The 17513-nt window shown below is 64.0% G+C and carries 15 protein-coding genes; all 15 read right to left on the bottom strand.

Features of this window, described 5'->3' with window-relative positions; all coding sequences use genetic code 11:
• Positions 1 to 203: 203 nt before the first annotated feature.
• Entirely contained in the window at positions 204 to 1424 is a 1221-nt protein-coding gene (locus tag ACSQ27_RS14910; protein WP_436156286.1) for a glycosyltransferase family 4 protein, read from the bottom strand.
• Complete coding sequence (locus tag ACSQ27_RS14915; RefSeq protein ID WP_436156287.1) at positions 1421 to 2569, bottom strand: glycosyltransferase; 1149 nt, start codon at positions 2567 to 2569, stop codon at positions 1421 to 1423. The genes ACSQ27_RS14910 and ACSQ27_RS14915 overlap by 4 nt, the downstream gene beginning before the upstream one ends.
• Positions 2566 to 3513, bottom strand: a complete 948-nt coding sequence (locus tag ACSQ27_RS14920) for an NAD-dependent epimerase/dehydratase family protein (RefSeq protein ID WP_436156288.1) — start codon at positions 3511 to 3513, stop codon at positions 2566 to 2568. Before ACSQ27_RS14920 ends, ACSQ27_RS14915 begins: the two co-directional genes overlap by 4 nt.
• On the bottom strand, positions 3510 to 4931 hold the full coding sequence (locus tag ACSQ27_RS14925) for a hypothetical protein (RefSeq protein WP_436156289.1): 1422 nt from the start codon (positions 4929 to 4931) through the stop codon (positions 3510 to 3512). The genes ACSQ27_RS14920 and ACSQ27_RS14925 overlap by 4 nt, the downstream gene beginning before the upstream one ends.
• Positions 4928 to 6283 carry a hypothetical protein gene (locus ACSQ27_RS14930; RefSeq protein WP_436156290.1) on the bottom strand — a complete coding sequence of 452 codons (1356 nt, stop codon included), beginning with the start codon at positions 6281 to 6283 and terminating at the stop codon, positions 4928 to 4930. The genes ACSQ27_RS14925 and ACSQ27_RS14930 overlap by 4 nt, the downstream gene beginning before the upstream one ends.
• Positions 6284 to 6326: 43 nt before the next feature.
• Positions 6327 to 7256: a glycosyltransferase gene (locus ACSQ27_RS14935; RefSeq protein WP_436156291.1), complete on the bottom strand. Its 930-nt coding sequence runs from the start codon at positions 7254 to 7256 to the stop codon at positions 6327 to 6329.
• A gap of 6 nt (positions 7257 to 7262) precedes the next feature.
• Positions 7263 to 8735, bottom strand: a complete 1473-nt coding sequence (locus tag ACSQ27_RS14940; protein ID WP_436156292.1) for a flippase — start codon at positions 8733 to 8735, stop codon at positions 7263 to 7265.
• 11 nt (positions 8736 to 8746) lie between these two features.
• Positions 8747 to 9484, bottom strand: coding sequence for an acylneuraminate cytidylyltransferase family protein (locus ACSQ27_RS14945; protein WP_436156293.1), 738 nt, complete (start codon positions 9482 to 9484; stop codon positions 8747 to 8749).
• Positions 9485 to 9545: 61 nt separating this feature from the next.
• On the bottom strand, positions 9546 to 10574 hold the full coding sequence (locus tag ACSQ27_RS14950; protein WP_436156294.1) for a methyltransferase domain-containing protein: 1029 nt from the start codon (positions 10572 to 10574) through the stop codon (positions 9546 to 9548).
• Positions 10575 to 10619: 45 nt separating this feature from the next.
• Positions 10620 to 11774 carry a UDP-N-acetylglucosamine 2-epimerase gene (gene neuC / locus ACSQ27_RS14955; RefSeq protein ID WP_436156295.1) on the bottom strand — a complete coding sequence of 385 codons (1155 nt, stop codon included), beginning with the start codon at positions 11772 to 11774 and terminating at the stop codon, positions 10620 to 10622.
• Between the two features lie 2 nt (positions 11775 to 11776).
• The gene (locus ACSQ27_RS14960) at positions 11777 to 13075 is read right to left on the bottom strand and encodes a hypothetical protein (protein ID WP_436156296.1); all 1299 of its coding nucleotides are present in this window, start codon (positions 13073 to 13075) and stop codon (positions 11777 to 11779) included.
• Positions 13047 to 14429 carry an MBOAT family O-acyltransferase gene (locus ACSQ27_RS14965; RefSeq protein ID WP_436156297.1) on the bottom strand — a complete coding sequence of 461 codons (1383 nt, stop codon included), beginning with the start codon at positions 14427 to 14429 and terminating at the stop codon, positions 13047 to 13049. Before ACSQ27_RS14965 ends, ACSQ27_RS14960 begins: the two co-directional genes overlap by 29 nt.
• Positions 14430 to 14461: 32 nt before the next feature.
• Positions 14462 to 15136 carry a glycosyltransferase gene (locus tag ACSQ27_RS14970; RefSeq protein WP_436156298.1) on the bottom strand — a complete coding sequence of 225 codons (675 nt, stop codon included), beginning with the start codon at positions 15134 to 15136 and terminating at the stop codon, positions 14462 to 14464.
• A 41-nt stretch (positions 15137 to 15177) separates the two neighbouring features.
• Positions 15178 to 16188, bottom strand: a complete 1011-nt coding sequence (locus ACSQ27_RS14975) for an N-acetylneuraminate synthase family protein (RefSeq protein ID WP_436156299.1) — start codon at positions 16186 to 16188, stop codon at positions 15178 to 15180.
• Positions 16185 to 17510, bottom strand: coding sequence for a hypothetical protein (locus ACSQ27_RS14980; protein WP_436156300.1), 1326 nt, complete (start codon positions 17508 to 17510; stop codon positions 16185 to 16187). The genes ACSQ27_RS14975 and ACSQ27_RS14980 overlap by 4 nt, the downstream gene beginning before the upstream one ends.
• Positions 17511 to 17513 lie beyond the last annotated feature (3 nt).

Consider the following 17513-nt stretch of genomic DNA (forward strand, 5'->3'; position numbering starts at 1 on the left):
TGTCATGTAAGACGGGAGTCCAAATGAGGCGCCACGAGGTTAAAACAGCCTTGAACTGAACGCGTGCCGGAAGAGGACCTTCCTCCGGTGCGCTTTCAGCTGAAATTCAGAGATGGATCCCGGTGGCTCTGTGGCGGTCCGGACGGTGCGCGGCGGTCAATACGCCGTGTGGGCCGTCCTGGATCAGCCGCGTACGCCGGCAGTCATTTCTTTTTTACTTCAGACAGCCACTCGTCCAGTTTGTCAAGAAGCTTTTCACGGTCAAAGTGCTTTTCATAGTACTTCCGGCCATTGTCCCCTAATACTTTGCGTCCGGAAGCGTCCATTTTATAGATTTTCAGCACAGCCTCGGCAAGCCCCTGGGCGTCTTCGGCGGGCACCGCCACGCCCGCGCCGGAGACCTTGACGACGCGGGCCCCTTCGCCGTCCAGGGCGGCGACGATGGGTTTTGCGCAGGCCAGGTAGGACTGGATTTTGGAGGGGATGGTCAGCGCAAACACCGGATCCCGGCGCAGGCTCGCAAACATCAGGTCGGCCTGGGCAAACCACCCCGGCATGGCCGCCAGCGGGAATTGCCCCACCAGATGGACCTGGGCGCCCAGCCCGCGCCGCGCCACTTCTTCCCGGAGCCATGGCGCCAGGCGGCCGTCCCCGACCACGATCCAGTGGATATCCCCGTGCTCCCGGAGGATTTCCGCGGCGGCCAGCAGGGTCTCGATGGATTGCGCCGCCCCAATGTTCCCGGCGAACATGACGCGAAAACCTGCCGGCAGGGGCGGTGCGGTCCATGCCTCTTCTGCGGGCGGGGCCTGGTAGATCGCCTCCGCGCTGTTCGGAAAGTAGTGGATTTTGTCCGCGTTGACGCCCAGGTCCAGCAGCGGCTGCACAAAGGCTTCGGACTGGACCAGCACTTTGGCGCAGCCCCGGTAAATCCAGCGCACCAGGCCGGCGACCGCATCAAGAATGCGCGGCGACTTGACGGCGCCGGTGGCGGAGAGGCTTTCAGGCCACAAGTCCTGCACCCAGAACAGGATGGGGACACCTTTCAGCCAGGAAATCACCCGGGCCGGAATGCCGACCGTGATCGGCGAAGGCTCAAACACCAGGATGGCGTCATAGCGGCCTTTGCAGCGCCAACTGCCCAGCAGGCTGGCCGTGAAGGCAAACGAAAAGTAGTTGAGGACCAACCGGATGGCGCGGCCGTTGCCGCGCGGTACCAGCGGCACGCGGATGACGGTGGCGCCGCCAAACTGGTTTGTGTAAGGGCCCCCAAAGCCAAACCCCGGCGACAGCTTGCCGGAAGGGTAGTTGGGAAGGCCTGTGAGCACCGTCACCTCATGGGAGCGTTCGAGCAAGCCCTCAACGAGGTCGTTGATCCTGAAGTTTTCCGGCCAGAAGTACTGGCTGATGACCAGCACCCTCATGCGCGCGTCCCGCCCAGGATTTCTTCATACAGGGCCAGGTAGCGCGCCGCCTGCATGTCCCACAGGTATTGTTCGCGCACCAGGGCCTGCAGGCGCTCAGCCGCCGCGCGCAGGGAGGGCGTATCGGCCAGCAGCGCCGCCAGTCCGCCGGCCAGCGCCTCCACGGAGGCGTCCACCATGGTTCCGGCGCCCAGGGCCGCGATGGCTTCCAGGCCGCAGGTATCGGTGAACAGGGTGGGCGTGCCGGATATTCCGGCCTCCAGGACCACGATGGACATGGCCTCACGGCGCGAAGGGATGGCCAGCAGCGTGGCGGCGCTCAGGGCCGCCGTCTTGTCGGCCCCGGCCAGGTAGCCGGGGAAATGGATTCTGTCTTTCAGGGGGCTTTGCGCCGCGCTTTCCATCAGCGACGCCTGCAAGCCTCCATCCGGGCCGGCAAAGACCAGGTGGAATTCAGGAAACCGGTCCGCGACCTTCGCGAAGGCTTCGAGCAGCAGGTCCGGCCCCTTGATCGCATTGAGCCGGCCCAGGAACAGCACATAGGGCGCCGCGCCGGTCTGGAAGCGCTCGCGGATCCTGCGTTCCGCCTCCGGGTCACGCGTGTACTGCCCGGGATCGATGCCGTTGGGGATCACCGTCACGCGCCCGGGCGCCACCCCGTAGGCCGCGAAGTCCGCGCGCTCCTGGTCGGTGATGGCCACACAGGCCGCCGCGGACCGGGCCAGCTCGCGGCCCACCCATGCGTCGTAGGCACGTTTGAGCTTGAGCGACCGGCCGAATGTCGTGAGCGCCCCGGCGGGGCAGAACACAAAGGGCTTGCCCTGCCGGCGGCAGGATTTGTACACCAGCGCGTTGAGGAGGGTCCAGTGCCCCGAAAGATGGACCACGTCCGCATCTGCGACCAGGGTGTGGATGAGGCCCGGTGATGCCCATGGCACAAAATACCGCCGGTTCAGGCAGGGCAGCGCCACCACCTTCACGCCTGCCAGCTCATCCCGCCGCGCCTGGCTGAGGCCGATGTCGAGTGCCAGCACGCTGGTCTGGACGCCCGCTCTCTGCAGGAAGCGGCTGAGCTGAAAAGTCCGCTCGGCGGTGCCCCCTCCCGTTTCCGGATCCAGGAGGTGGTTGACGTTCAGCACCTTCATGGCGTTTGGTGGCCATGCGGGGCGATGTGTGTCGCCGCGAATTGCTGCAGCGCGGCTTTCAGCGTCACCGGCTTGACGAACCCGGCGTTCGACAGTTTGTCGCAGCGGTATTCCGTCTGGGTGTTGACGTTGGCGCGGCCCATGAAGCGCATCAGTGTTTCGAGCAGGAAGCGCGGGAGCGGGAGGCGGGGGATGCGGTAGGACGGCAGTTTCAGCTCATCCATGAGCACGCGCTCGACATCGCGGAAATTGTTGAAGGGATCGTCGTCGTCGGACACGATGAACATCTCGATGCCGTCCGGTCCCGGCCTGGCGCCGATGAACCGGAGCGCGGCGACCACAGTCTCCACGGGGACCAGGTGCGTCTTGCGCCGGCCGAACATCGAGGAGCGCAGGTAGTTGATGGTCCGGCTTCCTTCGATCAGTTCATCCAGCAGCTTGATCAGCGCTTCACCGCCTTCGCCGAAGACCGCGGAGGGGCGAATGATGGTGACCGAGAACCTGCCCCGGACCTTGTCGGCCAGCACCTGTTCCACGCGCAGCTTCACCTGGCCGTAGGCGTCCAGGGGCGTGCAGCGCGAGCTCTCGGTCAGGATGGTCTCATCCGCCCGGCCGTACACCGACACCGTGCTGCAATGAATCAGGTGGGCGATCCCGGCGTTGGCGCAGACTTCGACCATCTCGGCCGTCGCCTCCACGGCCGCCGCGCTGGCCCGGGTGTTGGAGAAGGCCAGGTTGACCACGATGCAGTCCTTTTCCACCAGCCTTTCCCAGGTCTCGCGATCGGCCGTGTCGCCGACGACCCATTCGATGCCGGGGATCATGTCCCTGGCCCCGGGCTGCTTGCGGGTCAGGGCCCGGACCTGCACCCCGTCCGCCACCAGGCTGGCGACCAGGTGGCGGCCGATAAAACCGTTGGCCCCGGTGACGACGTAAAGCGTCATGCCAGCATCTCCTTGACTTCGTTGGCCAGGCGTGCCGCCGCACCGCCGTCAAGGCGATACAAATAGCGCTGCCTGAGGCGCTCTCTTCCTTGCGCGTCGGCATCGGGGTCGGCAAGGTAGCGCGCGCAGGCCGCGAGCAGTTCAGCAAGGTCGCGGGCAAACATCATTCCCGATTCGTGGCGCAGTTCGCGCAAATGCTCAAGATCATAAGCGCGGGCCGGCCGGTCCCAATAGGGCAGGGCCGGGTCTTCCCAGGCCAGGCCTATGGTCGGTGTATCCAGCGCCACGGCGTCCAGGTTGATGGACCCGGCGGACGCGATGACCACGCCCGCATGGCGGACCATGGCGGCCAGGTGGCCCAGCGGCCCCAGGTCGGGAGGGTCGACCACCACCCGCTCCATGGCCAGGGCAAATCCCCAGCGCGCGCGCCAGTCGCGGTCCTGGGGGTGGCAGCGGCAGACGAGGGTGAGGTCCGCGCCGAAGGCATTCGCCTGGACCTGCAGGGCCAGCTGCCTGAACACTTCCGGCTCGTGGACGCCCAGCCTGGGCGCGTTGGCCGCGAACAGGATGTAGCGGTGCGCGCCGGGTATGCCCGCGCGCCGCAGCACCTCGCTGCGCGCCACTTCCGACTGATGGACGTAGCCGTCCATTTGCAGCCAGCCTATGGGGGTGATTTTTTCAGGGGCTATCTGGTGGTAGCGGATCAACTCATCCTGGACGATGCCGTTTTGAACCACGATGCGTTCAATGCCCGGGCAGACCGGCCCCTTGGTCGTGGGCTGGTCCCAGCTTCCGTTGATGCCCAGTATCCTGACCTTGAGCTGGCGTGCCGCCAACGCGTAAGGCGTGACCATGTGCGTCTGCACCATGGACAGGATCATCAGGTCGGGCTTGACCTGCGCGATGAGTTTTTCGACCGGCCCAAAGCTCTGCCAGCGCTGGTAATAGCAGCGGTAAAGAAAGCGGTACAGCGGCCGGCTTTTCGGGAAAGGAAAACCGAACAGGCGGGACATGGGCAAACCTTCCCGCATATAGGTCTTGCGCAGGCTCAGCGACTGCCGCAGGCGTGCCGAAAATCCCTCGAAACCCGACAGCGTGTTGATGCGGTAGGTCAGGCCCATGTGCAAAAACAGGCCGGCCAGGTAGCGCGCATAGCGGCCGGCCCTGAGCAACTGCGCCAGGATGCCCTGCTCTTCGGCGGCCCTTGAACGCCGCGGATGGAAGTAGGGCTGCCAGCTCGCGCCGCTTTTTTCCACCAGTTCGCGGTCGTCCGGGTTCGGCGACACCACGGTGATCTCGGCTTCCTCGCCCGACCCCAGCAGGCGCAGGATGTCGGTGCGCAGAAAGTTGCGCGCCATCAGCGGTGAAGGCAGGATGACCAGCAGCTTCTTGTGGGTTCCGGTATCGGCTTGGCTCATGGCTGCTTGCGGTCAAAAAACCGTCCGCCCAGGTGCCATAGGGCGATCACGCCCACCGCGACGACCGTGTGGATCAGGGAAATAAAGGTGGCAAACAGGCTGGTCGTGAACAGCGTGAAACCGAGATAGCCATACCATGCCGACAGTGCCCAGGCGCTCGCGCCCGCGCGCAGCCGCAACAGCACTTCCTGGATCAGCACCATGCACAGGAAGGACACGGCGCCGAACAGCACAAAGCCCGGCCAGCCGAAATTGACGTAGCCCTCGCCGGTGGCGGGCACCGGTGTGGCGCCGGCCACCGCGGCTTTCGAGCTCACTTCCAGGCCGCCGAGGAACAGCTGCATGGCGCTTTCCAGGTTGAAGCGCTCGTGCGGAAGCAGCCCTTTCAGGTTCGGCAGCGTGGTCCCGTGCAGGTAGCCATGGGCCTCGACAAATCCCACGGTGGCGGCCAGCGCCTGGGAATAGACGCCGGTGATCCGGAACAGGAACTGGCTGAGGACCTCGCGCAGGCTGTCGCTGGCGGTATTGAAATAGACGAAGTAAGTGGCCGCCGTCGGCACAAATGCCAGGGCGATGGCGGCCAGGATTTTTCCGTTCAGCGCGGAACCCAGGGCCCGCCCCTGCTGGCCCAGGTGGATGCCGTAGGCGATGAACAGGACGGCGGACATGTTCAGGATCGCCGCTTTTTCGGCCAGCAGCATGGGCGGGACCAGGCAGGCGGCGATCCACAGGAAGTCGGAAACCTTCATGCGCCCGCGCGCGGAGGCCATGCCGACCGACAAGGCCGCGATGAGCGCGGGAAACACCAGGAAGCCCAGGCGAAAGAAGGGGTACTCTTTCAGTCCGTAGGTCAGGGCCCGGAACTCCAGGATGTTGATGCGGTTGATCTTGCCGGCCAGAAGGTCGAACAGCAAAAACCGGCCGACTTTGAGGTAGTACAGGAACAGCACGGCCACCATCGCCAGCGCGAGAATCCTCCGCAAGATCACGTCCGCCGGCACGATCACCAGCGGAGCCGCCGCGACGTTTCGCTTCAGGTAGACGTAGGGGCCGGCGATCGCATAGAACAGCAAAGCCTGCACCAGCAGCATGATGACGAACGCGCCGCTTCCCACGGTACCCGCGGCAACCGAAGTCCAGACGCCCTCGCTGGTCAGGCGGGGCAGGTAGTGCGTCTGTGTCATGACCTGCCAGCTTCCCGCCGCGGTGAAAAGAAACATCCCCAGGAAGGTGAAGGTCACGACGGGCATGGCCGCGAGTCTGGGCCAGCGCACGGCGGCCACCAGCCCCGGCAGGTAAACCGCGAGGACCAGCAGAAACAGCAGGCCTGGGTAGCTTTCGGTGATTTTCATCGTGGAGCGCCGCCGGGAAAGTGGGGTTCTGGAAGCCGGCGGATCATGTGGTCCACCTCGCCCAGGTGGACCGGATCCGGTGGAGAAACCGGCCCGTCAGCGCGCTGAGCAGCAGGTGCGCCGCGCGCACGGAGAGCAGTGTCGCCGTGCTGGCGCGCATGGCGGAACCTATTCTCTGCAAGGCCATGAGGGGGCGGCCGGCACGCAGGTGCAATTGCGCGCTGGCGATGTAACCCGTTGCGAGCAGCCTGTGGCTTGCCGCGGCGATCCAGTCGGGCAGGCCCGAGGTGGCAACGAAGCGGCGGGTCATCAAGACCGGTTCGTCGGCCCTGCTGATGTTGGTGGACTGGTAGGTGGCCGAGCCTTCATGGACACGGAATCCCGCCAGCACCTTGGGTATCCTGAGGAAATTCCCGACCAGGGAAAGCCTCAGCCAGAAATCCAGGTCCGGGTTCTGGCGCAACTCCGGATTCCAGGGGCCGGCCCGCAGGAAAGCCTCACGCCGGAAGAAGGCGCCGGGCCCGGGCTGGCAGACCAGGTCCAGCACCAGGTCCCGGGCGTCGAAGTCGCGCGTGGCGACCGTCCTGACGGCCCGCGAATGCTCGTCGATCAAATCGAAATCGCTGTAGGTCGCGACGATCTCCGGCCTGGACTGCAACACGGCCACGGCTTCGGATACCGCCTGCGGCCTCAAGGCGTCGTCGGCGCTCAGGTAGCCCAGGATTTCTCCTTTGGCCATGCCCCAGCCCTTGTTGAGGGTTGCCGACTGCCCCATGTTGGCCTGGCTTTCCCAGCGGAAGCGCTCTCCGTAAGCGCTCAGTACGGCGGGGGTCGTATCGGTCGAACCGTCATCGAGCACGATCAGTTCCACCTGGGGATAGTCCTGGGCGAGGATGCTCTCTATGCATTCCTTCAGGTAGCCTGCGTGGTTGTAGGCCGGTACGACGATGGAAACGAGGGGCGTGCTGTTCATGGCGAATTATTTGGTGGCCGGCCGCTGCGGAAGGCGTGCAAGCAGCTTGCCGCGCTCCTGGGCGGTCAGCAGGTAACGCCATTGCCAGGCCACCAGGCCGGCGACCAGCAGCAGGGCAAGCAGGCTTTTGAGGGCCAGTGGTGTGGCGCAGGCGGTCAGGCCGGCTGCAATTATCGCGGCAGACAGCAGGGCCAGGCGAAGCGGCGAGACCGCCGGCCACCGGCCTGGGTGCGCCTCGGCCCTGTGGAGGGCAAAACTCAGGGCCAGCCATTCGGCCGCGGCCCTGACGGCCCAGGCCGCGGCGGCGCCCGTGGTGCCGTAGCGCAGGATCAGGCACCAGGCCAGCACGGCATAAAGCGGCAGCTCCAGCAGCTGGACGCTGCCGACGACGTGGGCGCGGCCCGAGGCCTGCAGCGCCGTCAAGGGAACCTGCGCGAGGATGTTGATCCAGACGCCGACCGCCAGCCACTGCATCACCGGGGCGCCATGTGCCGCGATATGCGGGCCGACCCACAGGCGCAGCAGGTCTTCGGCAAATATCAGCACCACCAGCGTTGCCGGCGTGGCCGTGACCAGCAGCCAGCGCAGGGTCTGGTCGCACAGCCGGTGCAGGTCCAGGCCCTTGCTGGCGCTCATCAGGGGGTAGGCGGCCCCCAGCAGGCTGGCCGAGAGCACCCACATTTTGGTGACCACTTCGTAGGGCACCACATAGTAGGTGACCGCTTCCAGGGACACCAGCCGCGCGATCAGGCCGCGGTCCAGCATCATGATGGCCGGAACGGCGATGCTGGTCACGGTGAGCCAGCCCCCGTCTTTCAGCAAGGCCGTGACCGTGCCGCGCTGCGGCGCGCGATGGCCTGGCTGCAGCGGCACCGCCCGCCGGCACAGCGCCGCGTAGGCCAGCGTCGCCAACCAGCGCGACACGGCGATGACGGCGATGACGGTGTCGACCCGCTGCGTGAACTGCAATGCCAGCAGGGGCGCCAGGTAGTTCAGCGCGCTGATCGGCATCTTCACCGCATTGACCAGGTCGAAGCGCTGCTCCGCCTCCAGCGGGCCGCGCAGCGCCGAGGCCAATACCAGCGCCGGCACCGAAAACGCCAGCCAGTAAAAGGCCGCGTAGGCCTCGTCCCGCAGCGTGGGCGGAATGGCAAATGCGGTGTCGACGAACCAGGGCACCGCGGCGGCGAACACCAAGCCTCCCAGGCCTGCCAGGACGGCATGCACGTAGAGCGAGTTCCAGAAGACGCCGGCATGCTCGCCACCGGCCCCGGCTTTGCGCAAGGCCGCCATGCTGCGCGTGGTGGCACGCCCCACGCCGAAATCGAACAAGGCGAAGTAGCCGGTGACCATCCAGCCGAGCGCGAGGATGCCGAAGCGCGCATCGCCCAGCTGGCTGATCAGCAGCGGCATGGCCACGACGGCAGCCAGGATGGGCGCGCCCAGCCCCGCCAGGTTCCAGGCCGTATTGGTCAGCATGCGGGAGCTGCTCACAGGGCCGGGCCGGATGTGTGTTGCAGCAGCGGAAGCAGGTGCCTTGCCATCTCCAGGTCAATCGGATCGTCGATGTCCAGCGATGACAGGCGGTCCATTTCAAAACCCAGCACACGCTCCCCGTACAGCCGGCCGTGCAACTGGGCGTCGGCGGCGGAAACAATCAGGATGGCCGGGCCGTTGCGGGCGAACAGTTTTTCTTTTTCCTGGCGCCGCAGTTTCTGCCCGGCCGGGGATTGGAGCACCAGCGGCGCCGACGGCCCCAGGGGCTGCATGAGGGAGGCCGGGACCATGTTGTGCGGCACGGCCGTCACGCTGACCAGGGTGTCCGGCCTTTCCCGGGCGAACAGGGCCACCGCCTCGCTGAGCTGGGCGGCGCTGCGAAACGGCGAGGTGGGCTGCAGATAGGCCACCGCATCGTAGGGCGCACCGTCACGCGCCCTGAGTTCCTTGAGCGCGTGCGTGATCACGTCGAGCGCCGGTGCGTTGTCGCCGGAAAATTCGGACGGGCGCAGGAAAGGCACCTCGGCGCCGTGTTCCATCGCCGCCGCCGCGATTTTTTCGTCGTCGGTCGAGACGATGATGCGGTCCAGTCCGTGCGCGGCTTTTGCCGCGGCGATGGTCCAGGCGATCAGCGGCCGCCCGCCGAGGTCGGCGAGGTTCTTGTAGGGAATGCCTTTGGACCCGCCCCGGGCCGGGATCACAGCGGCGATGCGCAAGGGGCTCATGGACATGGGGGAAACGAATCAATCGTCCTTGTCTGCTCGGATGGCGTGCACCGGCCGGTGCGGGTTCTCACCGGATTTTGGCCCGGTAGCGTATTTTCCGTCGCACCGTGATGACGTGGATGGCCTTGCGGAAGAACCAGTCCAGGCCGAGCCAGGCGCGAATCAGCAGGTTTTTGTCGAAGTGAAACCCGTCGACCGATCGGCCGCTCCAGGCGGTGGCGGAAGCGGACACCGCGCGCAGCTTTTCCGTGTCCAGCCAGGACAGGGCCCGGGGGGCGTCGGCCCTGGGTGCTTTCCGGCAAATGAGGTTCATCGAGTAGCCGAACAGCGTGCCGCGCGGGGTGTCGAGCGACGCGACTTCCTGGTAGCCGTATTGCTGCAGCGTCGCGTGCAGCGCCGCCGGGTTCAGGCGCAGGGACAGGCGTTCGAAGACGGACTGGTCCTTGGGCGAGTACAGGTACTTCGCGGCCACCGCATTGGAGGCATCCATGGAGAACTTCACCTGGAGCTCGGCCAGCGCCGAACGCGTCACCAGGTTGAAAAAATCGCCCTTGAACTGCGTGTTCAGGAGAACAATCATCGGCTTGGCGGGATCGGCCAGTTCCTCGAACATGTCGAACACCAGCAGCGGGTCTTTCAGGTGGTACAGCAGGCCGTGGCAGAGAATGATGTCGAATTTGCCCAGTGCCCGGATGCCCTCGATGTCGGTGGCGGCGCAATGCACCAGCTTGTAGTTGCTGAAGCCGTGGTACTGGCCCAGCAGGAATTCGGCGCGGCGCAGGTGTTCATCGCTGATGTCGATGCCGACCACTTCCTTGAAGCCCATTTTGGCAATCAGCGCCGTGTAGTGGCCTTCCAGGCAGCCCATGTCGAGCACCCGTAGCTCGCTCGCGCTGCGTCCGTCCAGCACCGCTTCAAACATCGCCGTCAGTTCCGCGCGCGAGTCGAAATTGCGCTCGATGGCCGCGATGCTCGAATCCCCCTCGATGGGCGCACTGCGGCCGTTGGCATGGCCGTAGCGCCAGGGTTTCAGGCGCTCCACGCCTTCGGCGATCGAAGACTCGTCGGCGACAGCGCCTCGCTCAAGCATTTGCATAACCGGCTCCCCCTGCTTTTTCCGTACCGCCAGGTACGTGATGAATTAATACGTGATGACTTTGTTGATATTGAAGGTCGCGGTTGCCAGGATCTCGGCGATGCGCGGCCCGGCATGGCCGTCGCCATAAATCGGGTTCGAAGCCAGGCGCCCCGTCTTCAGGCGGTCGCGGATGGCCGCCAGGATCTCGGGCTGGGTGTAGCCGGAGTCGACCACGTTCTGGCCGCGCTCCCGTGCCGTCTGGCGCGAGCCGATGTTGACGGCGGGCGTCCCGATGAAAGCGCCTTCGCGAATCGCGCTGGAAGAGTTTCCGATCAGGCAGCGCGTGCGGGCCATCAGCGGCATGTAGATTTCCGGCGGCAGGTTTTTGACGTACCGGAAAGGCGCGTCCGGGTGCTGCTCGCGGAACTTGCGGATGCCGCGCGCGACGTCCTCGGAGCCGGCGTCGGCGTTGGGCCACAGCACCAGCGTCTGCATGCCGAGCTCGAGGCAGGCGCCCAGGGTCGCCGCGACCTGGCGCTCGCCGCTGCCGTACTCGCCGGTCACCGGATGCTGCGAAACCAGCAGGAAATCGCCCTTGACGTCAAAGCTGCTGCCGACGCCTTCGCTCAGCAGCTGGCTGCTGACCTCGGTTTCGTCCTGGAGGAAGCTCGCCACCAGGTCCATGCGCGGGCAGCCGACGTTGTGGACGGTGTCCGGCTGCTCGCCCAGCTTGATGATGCGGTTGCGTGCGTCTTCAGAGGCGGGGAAATGAATGGTCGCGAATTTGGTGATGGCGTGGCGGATGTTCTCGTCGATGTTGCCCGACACCTCGCCGCCCATGGTGTGCGCGAGCGGGATGTTCATGTAGGCCGCCGCCAGCGTGGTTGCCATGGTTTCAAAACGGTCGCCGACGGTCAGTACCACGTCCGGCTGCAGGCGCTCGAAGATGGTCGGCAGTTCGATCAGGCCCAGGCCGGTGGACTTGGCCATGGTGGCCGGCGTCTCACCTTCGACCAGCATGAACAGCCGGGCATCGATGGTAAAGCCGTCTTTTTCCATGATGTCGACGACCGCGCCGTAGCGGTCCAGCAGCGCGGAAGCCCCGGCCACCACCTGGAGTTCCAGCGCGGGATGCGCGGCGACTGCGCGCATGACGGCCTTGATGCTGCTGTAATTGGCCCGCGAGCCGACGACGACACAAATTTTTCTTGGTTTCACGCTTATTGTCCTGACTTAAGGTTCTGTGTTTTGTTGCATCCAAGTCCCAGAAAATCGACTTCTCTTCGTTCCCGGTTTCCGCTCAAGGGCACTGCATCGACGTTCACCCGGCCGGCGCCTTCTTTGACAAGTCTTTTGACATGAGCGGGATCTATATAGGGCTGCCATATTTCCGGCCTGTCATCAGACATGAAACCAAGCATGCGAAGGTAGGTGACTTCGCCTCCATGAAGGCCGTCTGCAAACTCGCAATCCGGAGAGCGGATCGTGGCTGCGGGATTGTGAAAGTTGTAGTATCCGCTGCCGGTTCCGTGGAGAGATTTGTCCAGCGCGCTGAAAACTCCGTAACCTCCGGCCTGATCCATCGCGCTTGCAACCTGGGGAGGGACTGGCGGAACGAACAGGACAACTTTGACGCCGGCTGATTCAAGCAGTTTAACGGCCTCGATGATATAGCCAATGCGGGCCTCAGAGGCGTTGTCGAGGACCTGAAAGCCGTTTTCACGCGCCTTGAGACGGTCCAGAAAGGTTTTAAACCCGTCAAGCGACGCGGGGCGGTCATACACCCACGTGTAGTGGTAACTGCCTTGCGTATCGATCCCGGACCCATCCACCAGGGCCGCAAGACCCAGATTGCTGGTATGGCCACCCGCATCACATTGGCAAAGGACGGCCCACAATTCCTTTAAACCGAAGCGGTGCTGGGCCAGCATCCGCAGGGGTCCGTTGACGTGCTGTTCCCGAAAATCGAACAGCTCCTGTTTCAGGCGGCGGATGCCGGTGAAGTTGGGCGCCCTGGGTGACCAGGAAGGGTCCGCGCGCTGTTTCATGACTGCTTCATTCACCTGCCAGTGATCGATGCCGAGAATAACCAGCTTGAGCCGATTCGGCGTCGTCGTCAGTGCGCTGGCGATATTCGGTAAAACCGCATAGTCGACCGACATGCCCATGTTGACGAAAGGCCTGGTGAAATGGGATTGACGGAACTGGAGCACCCGCGACGAGCCGAGCGCAACGATTTCGGGCTGCAGGGCGTCGTACCGGACGAAGCGGAAGGCCGGCTCCATCATGTCGTCCTTCAGCGCGCTGCGATACAGCCCTCCGTTTTTTTGCTGGTGTTGAAGAACTTCCGCGCTGTCGAGGTATTCGCCGGCGGCCTTCATAAGGCCATACATAAGGCCCAGAACCAGCACGAGTCCGGCGGCGGTATAGCCAATGATCTCCAGGGCGAAGCGGAGCCATGCACCGCCGTCGCCGGGATTGCCCGCGGTATCAGAACTGGAAGTAAATGAAGGGGGCATTCTTATCCGCAATCAAAACACCGGCAAGCGACAGCACGGCCAGGGTGGACAGCGCGAGCGACGCGCGCGTCCGGGGCTTCAACTCATCGACAACACCTTGGCTGGTCGGACCCAGTACGGCAATGGCCAGCGCGGCGGCCAGCAGCGCGTACTGGTTGATGGAAGGGACGCCATGCGCCCATGAGGGATTGAAAAATCCCGCGAGGACATTCATGGCATGAGGGATTGTTTCGGCGCGGAATATCACAAAACAGCATGCGACAAAGGCAAAAGTGATGAACCAGTTCGCCAGGGCCGGGAGCTTCAGCCCCGCTTTGGCGAAAGTGTGATTGACGGCAAGCCCCAAGCCGTGCAGGGCACCCCAGGCGACAAAAGTCCAGTTGGCTCCATGCCAAAGGCCGCCCAGGACCATGGTCACCAGCAATGCAAGCATCTGCCTCGCATAACCGAAGCGATTGCCTCCCATGGAAATATAGAGATAGTCTTTCAGGAACCGGGAAAGCGTCATGTGCCATCGGCGCCAGAAATCAACCAGCGAAGCCGCCGCATACGGCGCGTTGAAGTTCGCCGGAAGCCGATAGCCGAACATCAATGACAGGCCAAGCGCCATATCGGTATAGCCTGAAAAATCAAAATAGATCTGCAGCGAGAACGAGAGGGTGGCCGTCACTGAGTCGTGCAGCGACAAGGGGCCGGACAGCCCAGCGCTGAACAGCGGATCGACGATGGCCGCCAGGGGATTCGCCAGCAGCATCTTCTTGCCGAAACCGAGGATGAAGAGCGCAATGCCCTGGGCGATCATCGCGGGCGGCACCGGCCTGCTGTTCGCGGTCTCTATTTGATAGATAAATTCATTGTGGCGGACGATAGGCCCGGCTATCAGATGAGGGAAGAAGACGATGTAAAAAAGGTAGTCCCAGAAGTTGTACACATGCTTGTCTCCCCTGGAGATGTCAATCAGGTAGGAAATCTGGTGGAAGGTGAAGAAGCTGATGGCCAGCGGCAGGATGATGCTCCACTGCCTGGGTTCCGTGATACCCGCTGTCGATAGCGCCACGGCAAAAAAGTTGGCGTACTTGAAGATGCCCAGCAGCGCCAGATTGGCCGCAACCCCGACGAAGAGCAACTGCCGCCGCCAGCCCAGCTTCAAGACGATGCCGGCGAGACTCCAGTTCAGTGCAATCGACAGCACGAGCAGCACCAGGAAGGTCTTGCTCCAGTAGCCATAAAAGACCAGCGAAAAGAAAATCAGGATGTATTTTTCAGACCCGGGCCAAAAGCGACGACTGAGATAAAAAGTCCCGAGCGCCAGAGGCAGAAAGACAAACAGGAAGGCGGAGGAGTTGAATAGCAATTGCTGGCTCTACTGGCAGAGACTGGGGATGTCTAGCTTCTTTGAATTGAATAGTCCATCAACATTCTTTCCCTGTGCCATTCATCCGCCATGGGCGTCGTGGCGAACTCGTGGAAGCAGGGGGTGCCCAGCGTGAAGTGAAGGAGCTTGGCCTCGGGGTTGGCGCCGAATTCATCGGGCAGCCAGTTCCAGACTTTGGGCAGTTCGCCGATCAGCGCGTCGTCCAGCCAGGTGAAGCGGTGCAGCTGGGCGCCCGTCGCGCTTTGCACGAATTCCGGCGTGAGGGCGCGGTTGGCCGGATGTTCGCAGTTCCACAGCACCACGCTGGACCAGTTCTTGCGCGGGTAGTTTTCGTTCTTCGAGCCCAGGTACTTCTCGGTCATGCGGGTCTGGTAGTCGTGCTTGACCACCATCACGGCTTTGCTGGGGTCGCGAAGTTCCCACAGGCGGGTGATGTCGTCGCGCAGCAGCATGTCGCCGTCCATGAAGATGGCCCAGCCGCGGTGTTCCATCAGATGCGGCACCAGGAAGCGGCTGTAGATGAAGTGGTTGCTGCCGTCGGTATGTTTTTCGACGTAAAAGCCCAGGTTGCGCAGGGCCAGCGGATTCAGGGACACGGGTTGCGATACCTGGCGCACGATGCTGTTGCTGCAGACGTGATACGCAACCGCCTCCCGGGGGTCGTACCCGATAAAAATTGGAATCATTCGGTGTTCCTTGTCGTGTAGGGGAATGGTGGCCGCGGCCTTCAGGCCGGGCGTGCCACCAGGTCGGTTTCGCGGATCAGGCTGTCGCTCTGGATGTCCACTTTGGCCACGCTGCCCACCACCTCGTTCAGGCGGGCCGCCGGGATGCCGGAGCCGGGTTTTTTGATGCCCAGCATCTCGAGGGTGATCACGCTGCCGGCCGCGATGTGGCGGGTCGAGACGACGCTCTTCTCAAAGATCTCTTTCATTTCGCGGAAGGCGCTCAGGTCGTTCTTGTCGACCGGGTTCTCCAGCATCGCCGTGATTTCGCGGATGCCCTTCACCAGCGAGGCGAATTGCGCGGGTTCGGCGGAATGTTTGGCGTCCGAGCCGTACATGGCGCGGCTGAAGGTCAGGTGTTTCTCGACTACCGTGGCGCCCAGCGTCACCGCGGCCAGGCAGGCATTGTTTTCCATGGAATGGTCGGAATAGCCGACCGGCACATCCCAGCGCGCTTTCATCTCGCCCAGCACATTGAGGCCGACGTGCTCGGGTGGGCAGGGGTAGGAGGAGGTGCACTGCATGACCCACAGCTTGTTGTGGTGGCGGCGGATGGTCGCCACCGCGGCATCGAGTTCAGCCCAGGAGCTCATGCCTGAGGACAGGAAAACCGGTTTTCCGGTTTTGGCGATGGTGTCCAGCATGGGGAGGTTCGAGACCTCGCCGGACGGTATCTTGTAGCGGCTGATGCCGATGTCTTCCAGCATGTCGACGGCTTCCGCCGAAAAAGGGGAGGACATGAACTCGATGCCGCCGGCCGTCGCATGCTGCGCGAGCTTTTTCCACTGCTCCAGCGTAAAGCCCGTGCGCGCAAAGTATTCAAAGCGGGGCTCTCCCTTGAAATAGGAGGGCATGGGGGCATCGCGAAGCGTTTCGGCCGCGGGCAGGTGGGTCTGGAACTTGACGGCATCGGCGCCGCAGCTGACGGCCACGTCGATCAGGCGCTGTGCATTGCCGAAACTTCCGTCATGGACAGAGCCAACCTCGGCGATTACATATACCTTTTTGCTCATGGCTGCCCTTTTGTCAGATTTGAAAGTAATGAGAAAACCCGCTGCCCGGCTTGTCCGTCGATTTTCCCGTACACCCGGGATTCCTGCTGCAACTGGGCACCCAGGGCGGATCGCTCTTGTGCTGCGTGGACAAGCTTTGCCAGCATCGGCGGCAAATCTGAGGGGCCCTGCGACAGGCGCAACGAAGGCAGCGCGGAAAAAAGCGCGTAATTCTGGCCGGCCCAGTCCAGGTTCACGGATGCGATTCCCAGCATGGCCGACCAGCGCAGCGTCGAAGACCACGAGGCCACAAAAATATCCGCCTCCGGCAATATTGTAGACAAGGAGGGCTGGGCCACCTGCAGGCCGTACTGGGCGGCCAGGGTTTCATAGGCTTCGCGGGACGCCTTGGGGTGAAGCGACAGCAACACCTCGCATTGGCTGGCCTGGAATATTTCAAACAGGGACTGGATCCTGGCCATGTGCTCCGGCCAGGGCAACTGCAGGTGCTCCCCCCACTGGGGCAGGGCGCAGACCAGCTTCAGCTTGCGGCCGGCGGCCAGGCCCTGCGCGGCGCGGGCCTGCAGGCGGCGGTCGGCCATGCTGTCCCATGAGGGCTGGCCAGTGACGTGAAAGCGCGGCGCGTCGTCGCACAGCGCCAAGGCCTCATGCAGGTCCGCCTCGCCCTGGACGGCGACGGCGGCCACCTTGCCGCCCCCGACCACCCAGGGATGCAGCCCGGCCATGCCGGCCAGCGCCAGGGCGCTGCCGTCCCACAGCGAGTAAAAAAGCTGCCGGCCCCAGGGGCTTTGCCATTCGTGCCGGGGGTGCAGGCGCGCAAAGCGGCGCCGCGCCCAGGCCAGGATCCCGGACTCCAGGGAATAGGCGGTTTTACCCCGCCGGGTCCAGGCGTCGCTCTCGGCGGAAGAGGAGGCATACCTGACCAGCAAGGCCGGAATGCCGCGGCGCGCCGCCACGTCCAGCCACACCATCTCGGGATGGACCACCCTGTCCTCAAACACCAGCAGCACGTCCGGGCGCAGTTCCGCCAGCTGCCGGTCGACTTCGCGGCGGCGCCGGGAAATCTCCAGCAGCGTGAAGAGGCTGCGCAAAAGGCCTATGCGTAGCAGCGGGTTTTTGAGTTTGCGCTGCCGGTGCGAGCGATCGGGCTGCGTGGCATAAAACGCCTCGGCGCTTATGCCGGCGGTCGGGGCATGGGCCGCGAGTTCCCCCGCCAGCACCAGCGTCGGCTGGTCCCATGCATTGCGGACGACCGCCGCCATGACGGCGCGGGCATCTTCGAGCATGGCCTGGCGGGAGGCGAGGACGACGCACTTTGCCATGTC

Origin of the sequence: Polaromonas sp. LjRoot131 (assembly GCF_964252805.1) — a bacterium.
GTDB lineage: Bacteria > Pseudomonadota > Gammaproteobacteria > Burkholderiales > Burkholderiaceae_C > Polaromonas.